This is a genomic window from Mycobacterium sp. G7A2, from assembly GCF_041902445.1.
In the GTDB taxonomy this organism is placed as follows: Bacteria; Actinomycetota; Actinomycetes; order Mycobacteriales; family Mycobacteriaceae; genus Mycobacterium.
Genome location: NZ_CP169251.1, coordinates 3,656,346 through 3,675,030, shown reverse-complemented (window position 1 = coordinate 3,675,030; position 18,685 = coordinate 3,656,346). Strand labels below are relative to the sequence as shown.

The 18,685-nt window shown below is 69.5% G+C and carries 18 protein-coding genes; 11 read left to right on the top strand and 7 right to left on the bottom strand.

The features are described 5' to 3' along the window. The first annotated feature begins 42 nt into the window (after nucleotides 1-42). Nucleotides 43-1,626 (top strand): hypothetical protein, encoded by a 1,584-nt coding sequence (locus ACEWX3_RS17440; RefSeq protein WP_374157195.1) that lies wholly within the window; start codon nucleotides 43-45, stop codon nucleotides 1,624-1,626. Between the two features lie 221 nt (nucleotides 1,627-1,847). Here ACEWX3_RS17440 and ACEWX3_RS17435 read toward each other — a convergent pair whose 3' ends face one another. Together ACEWX3_RS17435 and ppgK are read right to left on the bottom strand one after the other, a co-directional pair. Continuing rightward, nucleotides 1,848-3,341, bottom strand: coding sequence for an RNA polymerase sigma factor (locus ACEWX3_RS17435; protein ID WP_207067194.1), 1,494 nt, complete (start codon nucleotides 3,339-3,341; stop codon nucleotides 1,848-1,850). A gap of 206 nt (nucleotides 3,342-3,547) precedes the next feature. After that, nucleotides 3,548-4,339 (bottom strand): polyphosphate--glucose phosphotransferase, encoded by a 792-nt coding sequence (ppgK, locus tag ACEWX3_RS17430; protein ID WP_207067195.1) that lies wholly within the window; start codon nucleotides 4,337-4,339, stop codon nucleotides 3,548-3,550. Nucleotides 4,340-4,449: 110 nt separating this feature from the next. Between ppgK and ACEWX3_RS17425 the strand changes: the two genes are divergently transcribed. Continuing rightward, nucleotides 4,450-5,337, top strand: coding sequence for an inositol monophosphatase family protein (locus ACEWX3_RS17425; RefSeq protein WP_207067196.1), 888 nt, complete (start codon nucleotides 4,450-4,452; stop codon nucleotides 5,335-5,337). Between the two features lie 2 nt (nucleotides 5,338-5,339). Here ACEWX3_RS17425 and cei read toward each other — a convergent pair whose 3' ends face one another. Then, a complete protein-coding gene (cei, locus tag ACEWX3_RS17420; protein WP_207067197.1) occupies nucleotides 5,340-5,993 on the bottom strand; it encodes an envelope integrity protein Cei in 654 nt (217 codons plus the stop codon). 198 nt (nucleotides 5,994-6,191) lie between these two features. Here cei and ACEWX3_RS17415 point away from each other — a divergent pair, with 198 nt between their 5' ends. Then, nucleotides 6,192-6,494: a DUF4193 domain-containing protein gene (locus tag ACEWX3_RS17415; protein ID WP_152516833.1), complete on the top strand. Its 303-nt coding sequence runs from the start codon at nucleotides 6,192-6,194 to the stop codon at nucleotides 6,492-6,494. Nucleotides 6,495-6,496: 2 nt separating this feature from the next. Here the strand turns inward: ACEWX3_RS17415 and ACEWX3_RS17410 are convergent, their stop codons facing one another. Beyond that, nucleotides 6,497-6,973 carry a DUF3093 domain-containing protein gene (locus ACEWX3_RS17410; RefSeq protein WP_374157194.1) on the bottom strand — a complete coding sequence of 159 codons (477 nt, stop codon included), beginning with the start codon at nucleotides 6,971-6,973 and terminating at the stop codon, nucleotides 6,497-6,499. A gap of 25 nt (nucleotides 6,974-6,998) precedes the next feature. Between ACEWX3_RS17410 and dut the strand changes: the two genes are divergently transcribed. Together dut and ACEWX3_RS17400 are read left to right on the top strand one after the other, a co-directional pair. Continuing rightward, a complete protein-coding gene (gene dut / locus ACEWX3_RS17405; protein WP_152516835.1) occupies nucleotides 6,999-7,463 on the top strand; it encodes a dUTP diphosphatase in 465 nt (154 codons plus the stop codon). Nucleotides 7,464-7,526: 63 nt separating this feature from the next. Then, nucleotides 7,527-8,363, top strand: a complete 837-nt coding sequence (locus ACEWX3_RS17400) for a DUF3710 domain-containing protein (protein ID WP_207067199.1) — start codon at nucleotides 7,527-7,529, stop codon at nucleotides 8,361-8,363. A 142-nt stretch (nucleotides 8,364-8,505) separates the two neighbouring features. Here the strand turns inward: ACEWX3_RS17400 and ACEWX3_RS17395 are convergent, their stop codons facing one another. Then, nucleotides 8,506-9,243 (bottom strand): alpha/beta fold hydrolase, encoded by a 738-nt coding sequence (locus ACEWX3_RS17395; protein WP_374157193.1) that lies wholly within the window; start codon nucleotides 9,241-9,243, stop codon nucleotides 8,506-8,508. A gap of 129 nt (nucleotides 9,244-9,372) precedes the next feature. Between ACEWX3_RS17395 and ACEWX3_RS17390 the strand changes: the two genes are divergently transcribed. Both ACEWX3_RS17390 and ACEWX3_RS17385 read left to right on the top strand, forming a co-directional pair. Then, nucleotides 9,373-9,744 (top strand): OB-fold nucleic acid binding domain-containing protein, encoded by a 372-nt coding sequence (locus tag ACEWX3_RS17390; RefSeq protein WP_152516837.1) that lies wholly within the window; start codon nucleotides 9,373-9,375, stop codon nucleotides 9,742-9,744. Next, complete coding sequence (locus ACEWX3_RS17385; RefSeq protein WP_221357219.1) at nucleotides 9,741-10,544, top strand: DUF3159 domain-containing protein; 804 nt, start codon at nucleotides 9,741-9,743, stop codon at nucleotides 10,542-10,544. The genes ACEWX3_RS17390 and ACEWX3_RS17385 overlap by 4 nt, the downstream gene beginning before the upstream one ends. Here the strand turns inward: ACEWX3_RS17385 and ACEWX3_RS17380 are convergent. Both ACEWX3_RS17380 and ACEWX3_RS17375 read right to left on the bottom strand, forming a co-directional pair. Continuing rightward, nucleotides 10,535-11,200, bottom strand: coding sequence for a TrkA family potassium uptake protein (locus ACEWX3_RS17380; RefSeq protein WP_207067202.1), 666 nt, complete (start codon nucleotides 11,198-11,200; stop codon nucleotides 10,535-10,537). The two genes, ACEWX3_RS17385 and ACEWX3_RS17380, sit on opposite strands and share 10 nt — an antisense overlap. 72 nt (nucleotides 11,201-11,272) lie before the next feature. Beyond that, a complete protein-coding gene (locus ACEWX3_RS17375) occupies nucleotides 11,273-11,944 on the bottom strand; it encodes a TrkA family potassium uptake protein (protein WP_207067203.1) in 672 nt (223 codons plus the stop codon). 121 nt (nucleotides 11,945-12,065) lie between these two features. Here ACEWX3_RS17375 and ACEWX3_RS17370 point away from each other — a divergent pair, with 121 nt between their 5' ends. The 4 genes from ACEWX3_RS17370 (at nucleotide 12,066) to dxs (ending at nucleotide 18,665) form a co-directional block, all read left to right on the top strand. After that, complete coding sequence (locus ACEWX3_RS17370) at nucleotides 12,066-14,060, top strand: APC family permease (protein ID WP_207067204.1); 1,995 nt, start codon at nucleotides 12,066-12,068, stop codon at nucleotides 14,058-14,060. After that, nucleotides 14,057-15,298, top strand: a complete 1,242-nt coding sequence (locus tag ACEWX3_RS17365) for a class I SAM-dependent RNA methyltransferase (RefSeq protein WP_374157192.1) — start codon at nucleotides 14,057-14,059, stop codon at nucleotides 15,296-15,298. Before ACEWX3_RS17370 ends, ACEWX3_RS17365 begins: the two co-directional genes overlap by 4 nt. A gap of 97 nt (nucleotides 15,299-15,395) precedes the next feature. Then, nucleotides 15,396-16,724 (top strand): Na+/H+ antiporter NhaA, encoded by a 1,329-nt coding sequence (nhaA, locus tag ACEWX3_RS17360; protein ID WP_373889067.1) that lies wholly within the window; start codon nucleotides 15,396-15,398, stop codon nucleotides 16,722-16,724. A 27-nt stretch (nucleotides 16,725-16,751) separates the two neighbouring features. Next, the gene (gene dxs / locus ACEWX3_RS17355) at nucleotides 16,752-18,665 is read left to right on the top strand and encodes a 1-deoxy-D-xylulose-5-phosphate synthase (protein ID WP_221357200.1); all 1,914 of its coding nucleotides are present in this window, start codon (nucleotides 16,752-16,754) and stop codon (nucleotides 18,663-18,665) included. Nucleotides 18,666-18,685 lie beyond the last annotated feature (20 nt).

The following is an 18,685-nucleotide window of genomic DNA, read 5'->3' as shown; positions in this document are numbered from 1 at the left end:
CGCCGGGCAACGCCGGCCGCCGTCGGTGGCGGGGGTGCGACGATGCTCGCTTTCGGTTTGCTGTTCGGCGTGCACACCAATGCGGCGACCCCGGTGGAACGGGCGGTCGCGCTCGCCTCCTTCGATTCCGTGGTGATCCCGAATTCTCCTGTCGATGAAGAACTTTGGTGGTTCGGCCGCGCAGGTTCGCACCGCTCGGAGCGTCTCGAGGCCCCTCGCCTCACCCCCGCCGACTCGGCGGCCGCCCGGCCCATGATCGGTCCGGGCGGTTGGCTGATCGGCAACGGCGAAGACGCCGCTGAGGACTGCGCGGGGGTGGCGTGCAACGGCCGAGCGGGCGGTCTGCTGTGGGGCGACGGCGGAAATGGCGCACGCGGTGGCAAAGGTGGCAACGGCGGACTCTTTGGCGGTAATGGCGGGCGCGGGGGAGACGGCGTGTTTCCCGGCCAGAACGGCGGAGACGGCGGAAGCGCCGGACTCCTGGCTCTGGTCGGCGACGGTGGTGACGGCGGCCACGGCGCCGACGGCGCGCTGGGAATCCGGGGCGGCGACGGTGGAGCCGGTGGCGCGGCCGGCCTGCTGTACGGCGACGGCGGTGACGGAGGCAATGGAGGCGCGGGTGGTTCCGGGCTCGACGGGATGAATCCGGCAGCCGCCGGACAGGCCCGCAGCGGCAATCCGAACTACCTTGGCTCCACTGGCCTGCCGTATTCGAACACCGTGCAGGACGGCACCTTGCTCGGCCGTGACGGCGGACAGGGCGCCGACGGCGCCGTCGGCTCGAACCAGTCCGGTGGCGCCGGCGGCCAGGGCCAGGGCACCACGCCATGGTTCAGCGCACCCCACACGTTCAACCTGAGCGGATCCGGCGGCGCGGGTGGAACCGGCGCCGGCGGAGGAGTCGGCGGCGATGGCGGCAATGCCGGCCTTGCGCAAGGTGTTTCGCCGGCGACCGCGGTGTTCGGAGGGGCCGGCGGTGATGGCGGCGACGGTGGCACCGGGGCTCGCGGCGGAGACGGCGGGGCCGGCGGCGCGGTGAACGTCGGGTCCAGCACGGTGGCATTCGGTGGACCGGGTGGTACCGGTGGGTCCGGTGGCACCGGAGCGGCCGGTGCGATCGGTATGGGCGGCGGCAACGGCGGTGACGGCGGTCGAGGTGGCGCGCGCAGCGGTGATGGCGGCTCGGGTGGAGTCGGTGGCGCAGGCGGTACCGGCGGTGCGGGCGCCGTGGGCGGTGACGGTGGCTCCGGTGGATCCGGTGGTGCTGACGTCTCGGATGCCGGCACCCGTTCGGTCACCGGCGGCGACGGTGGTGACGGCGGATCGGGCGGCGCGGGTGGCGTCGGCGGGGACGGTGGCCCCGGCGGTGTCGGCGGAAAAGGCGGCCTCGGTGGTTCGGAGACCGGAGCGGCAGGCCGCGACGGTGCCTCCGGTGAGACCGGACGCGGTGGGGCCGGCGGCGCAGGCGGCCACGGCGGGGTCGGCGGGGCGTCGGGCGACGGCGTGACCGGCTCGGCCGGGTCCGCAGGATCGTCGGGCAGCGCCGGCGCGGGCAGCAAGGGCGGCTCCGGTGGTGTGGGTGGCGCCGGCGGAGCGGGCGCGCCCGGCGGTGACTCCCAGGACTGAGCGGATCGGCGCGGCAAGCGCACCCGGCACTGAGCGGATCGGCGCGGCAAGCGCACCCGGCACTGAGCGGATCGCCGCGGCAAGCGACCCGACCGATCGGCGTGCGAGCCGGCAGGCAGCACCGACATGCCGCGGCGCGTAGGGAGGTGCCTGTCGGCCCAGCGGTCGGCGCACTTCGAGCCCGAAGGGCGCCGACCTTCCAGCTCCGCTGGCGCGCCCTTCTAGTCCAGGTAGTCGCGCAGGACCTGGGAACGGCTCGGGTGCCGCAACTTCGACATGGTCTTCGATTCGATCTGGCGGATCCGTTCCCGCGTCACGCCGTAGACCTGACCGATCTCGTCGAGGGTGCGGGGCTGGCCGTCGGTCAGGCCGAACCGCAGGCGCACCACGCCGGCTTCGCGCTCCGACAGCGTCTCCAGCACTGACTGCAGCTGATCCTGCAGCAGCGTGAAGGACACCGCGTCGACGGCCACGACGGCTTCGCTGTCCTCGATGAAGTCACCGAGTTGCGAATCGCCTTCGTCGCCGATGGTCTGGTCCAGCGAGATCGGCTCACGCGCGTACTGCTGGATCTCCAGCACCTTCTCCGGCGTGATGTCCATCTCCTTGGCCAGTTCCTCCGGAGTGGGCTCGCGGCCCAGGTCCTGGAGCAACTCGCGCTGGATTCGGCCCAGCTTGTTGATGACCTCCACCATGTGCACGGGGATGCGGATGGTGCGGGCCTGGTCGGCCATCGCGCGGGTGATCGCCTGACGGATCCACCAGGTCGCATACGTCGAGAACTTGTAGCCCTTGGTGTAGTCGAACTTCTCGACAGCGCGGATCAGACCCAGGTTGCCCTCCTGGATCAGATCCAGGAACGCCATGCCGCGACCGGTGTAGCGCTTGGCCAGCGACACCACGAGCCGCAGGTTGGCCTCGAGCAGGTGGTTCTTCGCCCGGTCGCCGTCACGGCAGATCCACATCATGTCGCGGCGCTGGGCAGCCGGCAGCTTCTCACCCTTGTCGGTGAGCTCGGCCATCAACTGGGTGGCGTACAGGCCGGCCTCGATGCGCTTGGCGAGCTCCACCTCTTCCTCGGCGTTGAGCAGCGCCACCTTGCCGATCTGCTTGAGGTAGGCACGCACGGAATCTGCCGAGGCAGTCAGCTCGGCGTCCTTGCGCGCCTGGCGCAGCGCCTCGGATTCCTCTTCGTCCCAGACGAAGTCACCGGAAGCCTTGTCCTTCTCGGAGGGCTCGGCGATCTCGTCGTCCTCGGCGGCTTCATCGGGCTTCGCTACCTTGGCCGCGGCTTTCTTCGCGGGCTCGGTGACACCCTCGGCGGTGTCGTCGTCGCCGTCGTCGGAGTCCTCACCGTCGTCGGAGTCGTCCGAATCGTCGGAGTCCTCGTCGACCTCGATGTCGTCGAGGTCGAGGTCCTCGTCGACTTCCAGTTCCTCGCCGGGCTCAGCGTCGAGATCGTCGTCGCTGTCGACCTCCGAGCCGGTCAGCTCGTCGTCGACGACACCGCCCTCGGCGGCCGTGGCCTTCTTGCCCCGGCCTGCCGGGGTGTCACCCTTCGCTGCGGCTTTCTTTGCGGGGGCGCGCTTGGCCGCCTTCTTCGCCGGTGCCGACCCGTTCGCCGACTTGGTGGGGGATGCCTTCTTGGCGGTGGTCTTGGTGGCGGTGCGCTTCACCGGCTCGTCGGTGGCCGTGCTCGCCTTTGTCGCTGCCACGTACAGCCTTTCGGTCGTGAGGTTCTCGGCGCACGCAGGGGCGCGACCGAAGAGTGTCGGCTATGTCGATGTCGGCGTCGATCTCAACTCGGGATGCTTTGCCGCTCTCGGGGTGGGCGGCCGCCGACGACCATTGTAACGACTGTGTGTGCCCTCGCCGCGCCCAGCGGCAAATTTGACGCGTCTGCTTGCCCGGAAACCAGGGGTTACCGTCCGGTAGCGGTGACGTCGACGTCGGCGGCCATCGCAGCTCCGACGATGCCGGCGGTGTTCTGCAGCGCCGCGGCCACCACGGGGGTGCGGTTCTTCAGCAACGGCACCCATTTGTCGGCCTTGCGGCTGATGCCGCCGCCGGCGATGAACAGATCCGGCCAGATCGCATTCTCGATGGCCACCAGCACTTTCGTGACCTCCTCGGTCCAGCGCTCGTAGCTCCAGTCCTTGCGTTCCTTGACCGAGCTGGCGGCGCGGTGCTCGGCTTCCTTGCCGCCGACCTCGAGGTGGCCGAACTCGGTGTTCGGCAGCAGCACACCGTTGTGGATCACCGCCGATCCGATTCCCGTGCCGAACGTCAGCAACACGATCACGCCGGTGTTGTCGCGGCCGGCACCGAACTTCTCCTCGGCGAGTCCCGCGGCGTCAGCGTCGTTGAGAACGGTGACCTGCTGCCCGTCCAACGCGGCGCCGATGACCTCTTTGGCGTTGAGGCCGATCCAGCCCTTGTCGACGTTGGCGGCCGTCCACACGATGCCGTCGGCGACGACGCCGGGATACGTCACCCCGAGCGGTCCGTCCCAGCCGAAGTGGGCGACCACCTCGGCGATCGTTTTCGCGACGGCGTCGGGCGTGGCGGGCTGGGGTGTCGCCAGCTTGAACCGGTCGCCGATCAACTGTCCGGAGTCCAGGTCGACGATGCCGCCCTTGACGCCGCTGCCGCCGACGTCGATCCCGAATCCGCGGCGGGGGGATCCGGTGGCCGGGGACTCGGTGCCGGTCATGCGAGCTCCTCTGCGCAGATGGGCTGCTGGGCAGCCGGGGCGCTTGACACATTAACGGCTCGCACGTGGCCATGTGGCGCGGTGGTGCCTGTCTCCCGTCCTGTCGGCCGATGTGTTGCGATGGCTTCGTGACGACGCACCTCGGGCCCGACGATCCCGCCACGCTGAGATCAGTGGCCGAGCAGCTCGCCGGCGAGGCGGCGGCCTACGTCCGCCGGCGCCGCAGCGAGGTCTTCGGGTCCGGGGCTTCCTCGGCCCGGCAGCAGGATGCGGTGCGCGCCAAGAGCACCCCCACCGACCCCGTCACCGTCGTCGACACCGAAACCGAGCGATTGCTGCGGGACCGGCTCGCCGAGCTGCGTCCGGGAGAGGCGATCCTGGGTGAGGAAGAAGGCGGGCCCGGCCCCGGGAGCGACCCGGCAGGCGCTGGTCGGCTCACCTGGGTGCTGGACCCCATCGACGGCACCGTGAACTTCATGTACGGCATCGAGGCCTACGCGGTGTCGGTCGGGGTGCAGCGCGACGGAGTCTCGGTGGCCGGTGCGGTGGCCGACGTGGCCGCCGGGGCGGTCTACTCCGCGGCCACGGGCGGCGGCGCGCGGGTGGTGCGCGACGGTGCCGTGACGGCGCTGCAGTGCAGCGCGGCCGCCGAGCTGTCGATGGCGCTGGTGGGTACCGGCTTCGCCTACGACCGTGACCGCAGGATGCGGCAGGGCCGGGTCGTGGCCGAGCTTCTTCCCGACGTCCGGGACCTTCGGCGCATCGGGTCCTGCGCGCTGGACCTGTGCATGGTGGCCGCGGGACGCCTCGATGCCTACTTCGAGGAGGGGGTGCACGTGTGGGACTGGGCGGCCGCGGCGCTGATCGCTGCGGAGGCCGGCGCACACGTGCGGACGGCCACCACGCCGGACGGTGCCGGTTTCGTCGTCGCCGCCGCCCCGGGACTCGGTGCGGCGTTCGAGGGCGCGCTGGAACGCTGCGGAGTAGTCGCCGGCTGAGCTCAGCAGGTGCCGGTGTGGGCCTGGCGCAGCAGCGAGGGGTCGGTGGGCTGGGTGGCTTCGGGCATGAGGCTGGCCAGCACCGCGTCGATGTCGTCGCTGCGTGTGAGCTCTGTGAACTCGGTACCCAGCGCCAGATCGACGGTGTCGTCGGTGCGCTGGTCCTGATACAGCTCGGTGCACGGCGCCACCAGCCATACCGCGGCCGCCGCGGCCCGGCCGGACGGGCCGAATCGGATCTGGCCCTGGCACTGCAGCCGGGCGGTGGCGTAGATCGTGTCGTTGGCGGCTTCAGGCTCGGTGAAACCCAGGTCGCGCAGCGCGCCGGCGACCTCGGCGGCCTGCCCGCCCTGACCGCTCGCGTTGAGCACGCGGATCGTGGTGTCGGCGAGCTTGGCCGGCATGACGTCGACCATCGTGTCGCGGGACACCTGCTCGCCGAGGTCAGGCGCCGGCGCCCCGGGCTCGGCCGGCGGGGGCGGATTGCAGACGGCGGCCTCGCGGACGTCGGGTGGCCGGGACAGGGCGATGACCCACACGAGGAGGGCCGCTACCGCCATGGCGGCGAACATCACCAGTCCGGGCAGGAGACGGCGGCGGCGGAAGGGGCGTCCATGCTTGTCGAACGCGGTGCCGTCGGTGATTTGCGCGACCACGGTGAGCACTCTAAGGCCACGGGGTCCTGCTCACTATCGGCGCGGTCTGCAGTGCCTGGACCGGCGGGAACAACCCCTGCCGCAGAAATGTGAGGTAAATCACACCACTACCACCGTCAAACTGGGCACGAATCATTTGGTGCAGGCGTTCGACGCTGGTACAAAGCACTGCTGCAACGAGCTTCACGGAGGGGACAGATGGCCACCGACTACGACGCCCCACGGCGCACCGAAACCGACGACGTTTCCGAGGACTCCCTGGAGGAGTTGAAGGCACGGCGCAACGAAGCTCAATCCGCTGTCGTTGATGTCGACGAATCCGAGACCGCCGAGTCATTCGAACTCCCGGGGGCCGACCTCTCGGGCGAAGAGCTGTCCGTGCGGGTCATCCCCAAACAGGCCGACGAGTTCACCTGCTCGAGCTGCTTCCTGGTTCATCACCGCAGCCGGCTGGCCACTGAGAAGAACGGCCTGATGATCTGCTCCGACTGCGCCGCCTGAATTCAGGCGCGCAGCGCGGCCAGCACCTTCTCCGGTCGGCGCGAGCTGACCAGCCAGTACGGCGTGGGGTCCTCCGGATCGTCGAGCACCACCAGGACCATCGGTCCCACCCACGCCTTGTGCACGACATAGGCGGCCGGGTCGAGCTGGCGGCCCAGCGCCGCCGATTTCGCTGTGCGTGGCACCTCCGCCGAGCGCGCGATGACGCTGACGGGCAGGTGCGCATCGCCGACCCACAGTTCGGTGTCGCCGCCGCCGGAGACCACCCGCAGCTCGGTCCGTCCGAGCGCCATCAGGGCGACGGCGGCCACCGGGAGCAGCACCGCGTAAGCCACCCAGTCGGGCAGCACCCGCACCCCCTGGTTGACCTCCAGGGCGATCAGCGCGGCCAGTCCCAGGCCGGGCAACCACCACCACAGCGGCACGGACAACCGCTCGCGGTAGCGCACGGTTTGCGAGGCGGCACGCGTGTCGGACACGTGCCCAAGAGTAATCTGTGACGCCGTGTCCCCCTCTCTGGCGGTAGTACGACTGGACCGCGACCTACCGCTGCCCAGCCGGGCCCACGACGGCGACGCGGGTGTGGATCTGTACAGCGCCCACGACGTCGAACTGGCGCCGGGGGAGCGGGCGCTGGTGGGCACCGGGGTGGCGGTTGCCATCCCGCACGGCATGGTCGGGCTCGTGCACCCGCGCTCGGGTCTTGCTGCTCGCGTGGGGCTTTCGATCGTCAACAGCCCCGGCACGATCGATGCCGGCTATCGCGGCGAGATCAAGGTGGCGCTGATCAACCTCGACCCGCAGACCCCCATCATCGTGCGCCGCGGCGACCGGATCGCTCAATTGCTGGTGCAGCGGGTGGAGTTGCCCGAGCTGGTCGAGGTGGGGTCGTTCGACGAAGCCGGACTGGCCGACACGACGCGCGGCGACGGTGGGCATGGTTCCTCCGGTGGACATGCGAGTCTGTGAGACTGGGAACGCGCGCGAAGACCGGGCAGAACTGCACACATCTACGAGCATGGTGACGAGGAAATGGCACTGAGACGGCATCGCAAAGACGAGAGCACCGACGCAACCGAGGGGCGCGGCCCGGCCTCCGCTGAGGCCGACGAGGAACTCGACGGCCCCTTCGACATCGACGACTTCGACGACCCGTCGGTGGCCGCCCTGGCCCGGCTGGACCTGGGCTCGGTGCTGATCCCCATGCCCGAGGCGGGGCAGGTGCAGGTGGAGGTCGGCGAGAACGGCGTCCCTACCGCGGTGTGGGTGGTGACACCGAATGGCCGTTTCACCATTGCGGCATACGCCGCGCCCAAATCGGCGGGGTTGTGGCGTGAGGTGGCCTCGGAGTTGGCCGACTCGCTGCGCAAGGATGTGCCCACGGTCAGCATCGTGGACGGCCCGTGGGGGCGAGAGGTCATCGGGGCCGGCGGCCAGGGAAACGTCGTGGTGCGTTTCATCGGCGTAGACGGGTACCGGTGGATGATCCGGTGCGTGGTCAACGGTCCGCAGGACCGCATCGACGCGCTGGTGGATCAGGCGCGAAATGCACTGGCCGACACGGTGGTTCGGCGAGGGGACACTCCGATGCCGGTCCGCACACCGCTGCAGGTGCAGCTGCCCGAGCCGATGGCGGCCCAGCTGCGCGCAGCTGCCGAGCAGGCCGCCGCGCAGCAGGCCGCGGCCCGGCAGCAGTCGGGGCAACAGCAACCGAGCCCCCAGCAGCCCAATGCTGAGCAACCGAATCCGCAGCAACCGAATCCGCAGCAGCCCGGTGCGGACCCCCAACAGCCACAGGCCCAGCCCGCCGCCCGGCGGAGTACTCCGGGCTCGGCGATGCAACAGCTGCGCACCATCACCGGAGGGTGACGGCCCAACCGGGTGGCGTGTCAGCCAAGCGACGGTGACGGGTTGTCCGGGTGACGGGGCCGTTGCCTGACGGGTCGATCGCCTGACGTGGTCTCGCCACGTGAGCTGTTGACGTCACGTGAGCTCCCGACCGAGTGGTGGATCAACCGCGGAAGTGTCGCCCGGCGGGTTCCTCGGCCTCGTGCAGCGCCGCGAGACACTGCCTGCCCAGCACTGACGGGTCGGCGCCGATCTCGTCGAGTGTGACCGTTCGCAGCGACGACCGCGGCGCGGCCGACACCCACTCGACGCCCACCTCCACCGGATGCACCGAATCGTCGGTGGCCGAGACCACACCGAGGGGAACGGCCAACCCCTCGAGCTGGCCGGTGGTCGGCGCCACGTAGTGCGCAGCCTCGTCCATGGCGTCGGGCAGGGCGGGCCACTGCGGCAGCCACGACCGCGCGAGCTCATCAGCCAGCCACCGAGGACTGGTGGCCTGCATCTGGGCGGTGGCCGACACCAGCCCGTCGCGCCGCAACAGCTGTGCAGAGTATCGGGCGGCCAGCGCGGCCGGCGCGGCATCCGGTTCGCCGGTCCATGCGGGCAGCGCCGCCAATACCGCGATCACGCCGCCGGGATGCGCCAGCGCCCACTCCGTCGCCACCGCGGCGCCGATGGACACCCCGCCCACCGCGATCGGCTCGGGCCGCACCGCCCGCGCGATGTTGTCGAGCTCGTCGAGGTAACCGGCGATGAGCCGGTGCGGTTGCGGGGACGGTGTGACCACCACGGCGCCCACCTCGTGCAGCGCGGGCGCGAACGCGCGGTAGACGAAGTCGTCATCCGACCCCGTCCCGGGAAGCAGAACGGTGGTGACGCCGCGCAAGTTGACCGCCATGGACTCGATCGTGCCTGGTCGCGGAAAGCTCGGCGCGCCGACCCGCCCTGACGTGGCATCCGGGAAGTAAGAGGTCTACCGTGGCGTTGGTTGGGGCAAATCCACAGTGGATTGACAGAAGGTGAAGCCATGGCCACGGCCGAGGGGTATCTACGGCGGCTGACTCGTCGGTTGACCGAAGACCCAGAGCAACTCGACGTCGAGGAACTCAGCGAAGATCCGGCCAACACCGGCGCGCAGAAGGCGATCAACTGCCAGCGCGGCCAGGAGGTCACGATGGTGGGCACGTTGCGCAGCGTCGAATGCAACGGCAAAGGATGCGCAGGCGGTGTGAAAGCCGAACTGTTCGACGGCACCGATTCGGTGATGCTGGTCTGGCTCGGTCAGCGCCGCATCCCCGGTATCGAATCGGGTCGCACCCTGAAGGTGCACGGCCGGGTGGGCAAGCTCGACAGCGGCGCCAAAGCGATCTACAACCCCCATTACGAGATCCAGAAGTGAGTGACCCGGGCAGCGAACCGGGCACGCAGACTTCCTCGCCGCGGGGCGCCACCGTCCTGCAACAGATGGGCGGCGTCAGCGGCCTGATCTACTCGTCGCTGCCCGTGCTGGTGTTCGTGCCGGTGTCGTCGGCGTTCGGGTTGGTGCCCGCGATCGCCGCGGCGCTCGGCGTCGCGACGGCGATCCTGGTGTGGCGGCTCTTCCGCCGGGAATCGACCCAGCCGGCGATCTCCGGGTTCTTCGCCGTTGCGATCAGCGCGCTGATCGCCTACCTGGTGGGGGCCTCGAAGGGGTATTTCCTGCTCGGCATCTGGATGTCGCTGTTCTGGGCGATCGTCTTCGCGGCGTCGGTGGTCATCCGCAGGCCGGTGGTGGGCTACATCTGGGGCTGGGTGCACACCCAGGACCGCGGCGCCTGGCGCGACGTGCGCCGCGCGGTCCGCGCCTTCGACATCGCCACGCTGGTGTGGGTGCTGGTGTTCACCTCACGGTTCGTCGTGCAGCACCACCTGTACGACGCCGACCAGACCGGGTGGCTCGGTGTTGCCCGGATCGCGATGGGCTGGCCGTTGACGGCGGTGGCCGCGCTGGTGACGTATCTGGCGATCAAGGCCGCGCAGCGCGCGGTGCGGGACCACGCCGGCGACGCCGAGACGACGACCGGCGACACCGCAACACCCGACGGCGCGACAACGGGCACCGGGACGCCCGACAGCGTGACGACGGGCAGCGAGACGCCCGACACCGTGACCACCGACAGTGCCGACGACGCGACCGCGCGGGGCGACGCTCAGCGCTGACGCGGGTGCAGCACCTGCGCGCGCAGCTCGTCCTCGACCTCGGTCACCGCGACGAACAGCAGCTCGTCGCCGCCCTCGAGCGGCTCATCGCCCTCCGGAACGATCACCCGCGGGCCGCGCAGGATGGTGACCAGTGACGCGTCCCGGGGCAAGTCCAGGCGTTTGACCGGCTTGCCGCCCCACGGCGTGTCGTCGGGCAGCGTGATCTCGACGAGGTTCGCCTGACCCTTGCGGAACTCCATCAGCCGCACCAGGTCGCCGACCGACACAGCTTCCTCCACCAGCGACGCGAGCATGCGCGGGGTGGACACCGCCACGTCGACACCCCACGCTTCGTCGAAGAGCCATTCGTTGCGAGGGTCGTTGACACGTGCCACCACCCGCGGCACCGCGAACTCGGTCTTGGACAACAGGCTGACCACCACGTTGGCCTTGTCGTCGCCGGTCGCCGCGATCACCACGTCGAACTCCTCGAGCTTGACCGACTCGAGAAGGCTCAGCTCGCAGGCGTCCCCGAGCCGCCAGTGCGCGGCGGGAATGGCGTCGACGTCGATGTGGTCGGGGTTACGTTCGAGCAGCGTGACCTCGTGAGCATCGACGAGCTCACGGGCGATGGATCGCCCGACGGCACCGGCCCCGGCGATGGCGACTTTCATCTGCGCCGCTCCTCATGATCGTCGTCGGCGGTCTTCATCCGCGCCGCTCCTCGTGATCGTCGTCGGCGGTGTTCATGCCTCTGCTTCCTCACCGGGCGGCAACGCCGCGATCGCCAGCGCTTCGGCGATGTGCCCGGCGATCGCCGCCAGATAGACCTGGTCGCCGGACTGGACGACGGTCTTGGCGTCGGGCAGCAGACCCGCGCCGAAGCGGATCACGAACGACACCCGCCCGGCGGTGGCGGTCTCGAGCTCACTGATCCGCCGACCCACCCAGCCCTCGTGCAGCGTGAGTTCGGTCACGCCGACGTTGCCGCTGGGGTCGCGCCATTTGGTCGTCTCGGTCTCGCGGGTCAACACATGCAGCAGACGGTCGGTCGTCCACGGCACCGTGGCCACCGTGGGGATGCCCAGCCGCTCGTAGACCGCCGCGCGTTTGGCGTCGTAGATCCGGGCCACCACGCGCTGCACGCCGAAGGTCTCACGCGCCACGCGCGCGGAGATGATGTTGGAGTTGTCCCCCGAGGACACCGCGGCGAAGGCCGACGCGTCCTCGATACCGGCGCGCACCAGCACGTCCCGGTCGAATCCCATGCCCAGCACCCGCTCCCCGGAGAAGTCCGGGGACAGCCGGTGAAAGGCCGTACCGTCCCGGTCGATCACGGCGACGTCATGGCCGATCCGGGCCAGACTGTCCGCCAACGATGCGCCCACCCGGCCGCATCCCATCACCACTACCCGCACCGACGGTCCTTTCCGGCCTGAGCCGACGTGGCATACCGATACCTGCGGTTGTGTAACCCGCGCACCCGGAACGCTACCGCTTTCCTACGGTCGGGTGGCTGCGGGCTTACTCTTGGCAGTCGTGTCCAAGCTTTCGACGGTCGCCCGCCGTCTCGTGCTGGGTCGGCCGTTCCGCAGCGACAAGCTCGCCCACACGCTGCTGCCCAAACGGATCGCGCTGCCCGTCTTCGCCTCTGACGCGTTGTCCTCCGTGGCGTACGCACCCGAGGAGATCTTCCTGGTGCTCTCGGTCGCCGGACTCGCGGCCTACTCGATGGCGCCGTGGATCGGTCTGGCCGTGGCCGTGGTCATGCTCGTCGTCATCGCCAGCTACCGGCAGAACGTGCACGCCTATCCGTCCGGCGGTGGTGACTACGAGGTGGTCACCACCAACCTGGGCCCGACCGCGGGGCTGACGGTGGCCAGTGCGCTGCTGGTGGACTACGTGCTGACGGTCGCGGTGTCGATGTCGTCGGCGGCGTCGAACATCGGCTCGGCGATCCCGTTCGTCGACGACCACAAGGTGTGGTTCGCGGTGACGGCGATCCTGGTGCTGGCCTCGCTGAACCTGCGCGGCATCCGGGAGTCGGGCACCGCCTTCGCCATCCCCACCTATGCGTTCATGATCGGCATGTTCGCGATGCTGTTCTGGGGCTTCTTCCAGATCCACGTGCTCGGCGAGCCGCTGCGCGCCGAATCCGCCGATTTCGAGATGCACTCCGAGCACGGCGACATCCTCGGCTTCGCGTTGGTCTTCCTCGTCGCCCGGGCGTTCTCGTCCGGCAGCGCCGCGCTGACCGGTGTGGAAGCGATCAGCAACGGGGTGCCCGCGTTTCGTAAACCGAAGTCCCGCAACGCCGCGACGACGCTGGCGCTGCTGGGGGCCATCGCGATCACGCTGTTCATGGGCATGATCCTGCTGGCCCAGGACACCGGCGTGCAGATCGCCGAGCGGCCGCTGGAACAGCTCGAAGGCGCCCCCGACGACTACCAGCAGAAAACGCTCATCGCCCAATTGGCGGAAACGGTGTTCCACGGATTCGCGCCCGGGCTGTACCTGATCGCCGGTGTGACCGCGCTGATCCTGGTGCTGGCGGCCAACACCGCGTTCAACGGTTTCCCGGTCCTGGGGTCGATCCTCGCGCAGGACCGTTTCCTGCCGCGGCAGCTGCACACCCGCGGTGACCGCCTGGCGTTCTCCAACGGCATCCTGTTCCTGGCGTTCGGCGCCATCGCGTTCGTCGTCGCATTCCAGGCTCAGGTCACCGCGCTGATCCACCTCTACATCGTGGGGGTGTTCGTGTCCTTCACGCTGAGCCAGATCGGCATGGTCAAACACTGGACACGGCTGTTGCGGACCGAGACCGATGCTGTGGTGCGCAGCCGGATGAAGCGCTCACGGGTGATCAACACGATCGGCTTCCTGTGCACCGGCACGGTGCTGATCATCGTGGTCGTCACCAAGTTCATGGTGGGCGCGTGGATCGCCATCCTGGCGATGACGGCGATGTTCGTGATCATGAAGATGATCCACAGCCATTACGCGGCGGTCAGCCGTGAGCTGGAGAAGCGCGCCGCCGAGACCGAGGACATCGTGCTGCCCAGTCGCAACCACGCGATCGTGCTGGTCTCCAACGTCCACATGCCGACGCTGCGGGCGCTGGCCTACGCGCGCGCCACCCGCCCCGACGTGCTCGAGGCCGTCACCGTCAGCGTCGACGACGCCGAGACGCGCGAGCTGGTGCACAAGTGGGAGAACAGCGACATCAGCGTGCCGTTGAAGGTCATTGCCTCGCCCTACCGCGAGATCACCCGTCCGGTGCTCGACTACGTCAAGCGGGTGTCCAAGGACTCGCCCCGCACCGTGGTCACCGTGTTCATCCCCGAGTACGTGGTGGGGCACTGGTGGGAGCAGGTGTTGCACAACCAGAGCGCGCTGCGGTTGAAAGGCAGGCTGTTGTTCGAGCCCAATGTGATGGTCACCTCGGTGCCCTGGCAGCTGTCGTCGTCGGAACGGTTGAAGAACCTGCAGCCGCAGTCGGCTCCCGGCGACGCGCGCAAGGGATTCCTCGATTGAGTGCCGCCGACCGGCCGGCCGAACTCACGCTGACCACGGGCCCGCCGGCCAACGGAGGCAGCTGCGTCGCCCGCCACGACGGACGGGTGGTGTTCGTGCGGCACGCCCTGCCCGGGGAGACGGTGCGGGTGCGGTTGACCGGGGGAGCGGCGCCGACCACGTCGTACTGGACCGGCGACGCCGTCGAGATCCTCGAGCCGTCCCCCGGCCGTGTCGAATCGCTGTGCCCCATCGCCGGTGTGGACGGCGCGGGGTGCTGCGATCTGGCCTTCGCCGAACCGGTGACGGCGCGGCGCCTCAAGGGCGCCGTGGTGGCCAATCAGCTCGAGCGTCTCGGCGGATACCGGTGGCGCGACGAGTCCGAGGCGATCGCCGAACCGGTCGGTGACGCCGGACCCACCGGGTGGCGCACCCGGGTGCGACTGGCCACGTCGGAGGACGGACAGGCGGGATTTCACCGCTACCACAGCGACGAACTGGTCCACCGGCTCGACTGCGCGCAGTTGCCCGACGGCCTGCTCGCCGACCTGGCGCACGAGCGCTGGCCGGGAGGTGCCCAGATCCACGTCGCCGTCGACAGCGACGGCGCGCGCCACGTGGCGGTGTCGCAGCGGCGCGAGGGCGGACGACGGGGATCCGACCGTGGCCGCACCGCCACCCGCGTCGTCGACGGGGCCTACGAGGCGGTGCAGAGGGTCGCGGGCCGGACCTGGCAGATCCCGGTGACCGCGTTCTGGCAGGCCCACCGGGATGCGCCGGACTGCTACAGCACTGTGGTCGGCCGATGGGCTCAGCTCAGCGCCGGAATGACCGCATGGGATCTGTACGGAGGCGCCGGCATCTTCGCCGCGACGATGGCCGCGGCGGTGGGCGACACGGGACGGGTGCTCACCGTCGACACCTCCCGCGCCTCCGCCCGCGCGGCGCGCGAGGCGCTGGCGGATCTGGGGGCGGTGACGGTGCTCACCGATTCGGTCCGGCGGGCGTTGACCGCACAGCGCCAGCGCGCCGACGTGGCCGTGCTCGACCCTCCCCGCACCGGGGCCGGCCGTGAGGTGATCGACCTGCTCGCCGCTGCCGGAGTGCCCCGGATCATCCATATCGGTTGCGAGGCAGCCTCTTTCGCGCGTGATATCGGCCTGTACCTGGCCCGCGGTTACCGCGTCGAGGATCTGCGCGTCTTCGATTCCTTCCCGCTGACCCACCATGTTGAGTGCATCGCGGTGCTGCAGAGATAATGAGCGGGATGCCGGTCAGGTGGAATAAGGTGGCTCAACGGCGTGCCGGCAAGCCTGGTCGGCGATGGCAAATGTCGGCTCCAACCGAAAGCAGGCTGTGACTTCGAAATCCCGCGGACGACAGGTCGGGCGCGCGCTGTTCTCGCGGGGGTCCTGGGCGGAAACCAGCCGGATCTCCGAGATCCTGCGCAAGGAGACCGTGGGCGGTGTCATCCTGCTCGTCGCGGCCGGGACCGCGCTGGTGTGGGCGAACTCCCCGTGGAAGGGCAGTTACTTCGGCGTCCGCGACTTCGTCCTCGGGGGGCAGTGGCTGGGCCTGCACCTCGATCTGTCGATCGGTGAATGGGCCGCCGACGGGTTGCTGGCCATCTTCTTCTTCGTCGTCGGTCTGGAGCTCAAACGCGAGTTCGTCGCCGGTGACCTGCGCGACCCGGGCCGGGCGGCCCTGCCGATCGCGGCGGCCGTGGGCGGAATGGTGGTGCCGGCACTGATCTTCGTGGCGTTCACCGCCCATGTCGGCGACGGTGCGCTGCAGGGCTGGGCGATACCGACCGCGACCGACATCGCCTTCGCGGTGGCGGTGCTGGCGGTCATCTCCACCCACCTGCCCGCAGCGCTGCGCACGTTCCTGCTGACGCTGGCTGTGGTCGACGACCTGCTGGCGGTCACGGTCATCGCGGTGTTCTACACCGACGAGATCAAGATCTGGGCGTTGCTGGGAGCACTGATCCCGCTGGCGTTGTTCACGCTGTTGGTGCAGCGCGGTGTGCAGGCCTGGTGGCTGCTGGTTCCGCTCGGGGTCGTGACCTGGGTGCTGGTGCACGAGTCGGGGGTGCATGCCACCGTCGCCGGCGTGCTGCTCGGCTTCGCCGTCCCCGTGCTCCGCTCGGCGAAGAAGAAGGGTAAAACCACCGAGATCAGCATGGCCGAGCATTTCGAACACCTGCTGCGGCCCATCTCGGCCGGCTTCGCGATCCCGGTGTTCGCCTTCTTCGCCGCGGGGGTGAACTTCGGCGGGCTCAGCGGCCTGGGCCGGGCGTTGGCCGACCCGATCACGATGGGCATCATCGGCGGACTGGTACTGGGCAAACCGATCGGGATCTTCTTCACCACCCGGCTGTTGGCCGCGGTGACGCGCGCGAACCTGGACTCGGCGTTGCGGTGGGTGGACGTCCTCGGCGTGTCGATGCTGGCCGGCATCGGGTTCACGGTGTCGCTGCTGATCGGCGATCTGGCCTACGGCCTGGGCTCAGAACGTGACGAATTCGTGAAGATCGGCGTGTTGACGGGTTCCCTGGTCGCGGCCGCCTTGGCCTCATTGTTGCTGTTGAGCAGGAACGCCACCTACCGGCGGATATGCAACGAGGAGACCGTCGACGAGGACCAGGACGGCGTGCCCGATGTGTACGAGTCTCGACAGGACTGACCCCGACACCGTGCGTAGACTGGCGGAATGCTTGAACAGATCCGCGGTCCCGCAGATCTGCAGCACCTGACACAGGCGCAGCTGGAAGAGCTGGCTCGAGAAATCCGCGACTTCCTGATCCACAAGGTCGCGGCGACGGGCGGGCACCTGGGACCGAACTTGGGCGTCGTGGAACTGACGCTGGCACTGCACCGTGTCTTCGACTCGCCGCACGACCCGATCCTGTTCGACACCGGACATCAGGCCTACGTGCACAAGATGCTGACCGGTCGCTGCCGCGATTTCGAGACGCTGCGCAAGAAGGACGGCCTGTCGGGATATCCGTCGCGGACCGAGAGCGAGCACGACTGGGTGGAGTCCAGTCATGCCAGTTCGGCGCTGTCCTACGCCGACGGGCTGGCCAAGGCGTTCGAGCTCAACGGTCACCGCAACCGGCACGTGGTCGCCGTGGTCGGCGACGGCGCGCTCACCGGGGGGATGTGCTGGGAGGCGATGAACAACATCGCCGCCTCCCGCCGGCCGGTGGTGATCATCGTCAACGACAACGGCCGCAGCTACGCGCCCACCATCGGTGGGTTCGCCGAACACCTGGCGGCTCTGCGTCTGCAGCCCGGCTACGAGCGGGTGCTCGAGGAGGGGCGCAAGGCGGTCCGGGGCGTCCCCATGATCGGCGAATTCTGCTATCAGTGCATGCACAGCATCAAGGCGGGCATCAAGGACGCGCTGAGTCCACAGGTGATGTTCACCGACCTCGGCCTCAAGTACGTCGGGCCGATCGACGGTCATGACGAACACGCGGTGGAGAACGCCCTGCGCCACGCGCGGGCCTTCAACGCCCCGGTGGTCGTGCACGTCGTGACCCGCAAGGGCATGGGTTACGCCCCGGCCGAGAACGACGAGGACGACCAGATGCACGCCTGCGGCGTCATCGATCCCGAGACCGGCCTGGCGCGATCGGTGCCGGGCCCGGGCTGGACGGCGACGTTCTCCGACACGCTCATCCAGATCGCGGCCGAACGGCGCGACGTCGTGGCGATCACGGCGGCGATGCCAGGGCCCACCGGCCTGAACGCGTTCCGGGCGAAGTACCCCGATCGGTTCTTCGACGTGGGGATCGCCGAGCAGCACGCGATGACCTCCGCGGCCGGCCTGGCGATGGGCGGCATGCACCCGGTCGTCGCCATCTACTCGACGTTCCTCAACCGCGCCTTCGACCAGATCATGATGGACGTTGCGCTGCACAAGCTGCCGGTCACGATGGTGTTGGACCGCTCGGGCGTCACCGGCCCCGACGGTGCCAGCCACAACGGCATGTGGGATCTGTCGATCCTGGGCGTGGTGCCAGGGATGCGGGTCGCCGCCCCCCGGGACGGCGCCCGTCTCGCCGAGGAACTCACCGAGGCGATCGACATCGACGACGGTCCCACCGCTGTTCGCTTCCCGAAAGGCGATGTGGGACAAGAGGTTCCAGCTCTGGAGCGGCGCGGTGTCGTCGACGTGCTGGCCGCTCCGGTATCGGGACTGTCCGATGATGTCCTGCTCGTCGCGGTCGGACCGTTCGCCACGATGGCGCTGGCTGTGGCCGAGCGGCTGCGCAACCAGGGAATCGGCGTCACCGTCGTCGATCCGCGCTGGGTGTTGCCGGTGCCGGAGGAGATCGTGACGATGGCGGCCGGGCACAAGCTCGTGGTGACCCTCGAGGACAACGGGGTTCACGGCGGCGTCGGTTCTGCGGTCTCGGGCGCCCTGCGCCGCGCCGAGGTGGACGTGCCGTGCCGCGATGTGGCCCTTCCGCAGCAGTTCTTCGACCACGCGTCCCGGGGCGAAGTGCTCGATTCGGTCGGGTTGACCGAGCGCAACGTCGCCCGCCAGGTCACCGGGTGGGTGGCCGCACTCGGCGCCGCCACCGCTGCGCAGGAAGTCAGCGAACACCTGGAGTGACGGCGTGGCCGCCGCTGGGC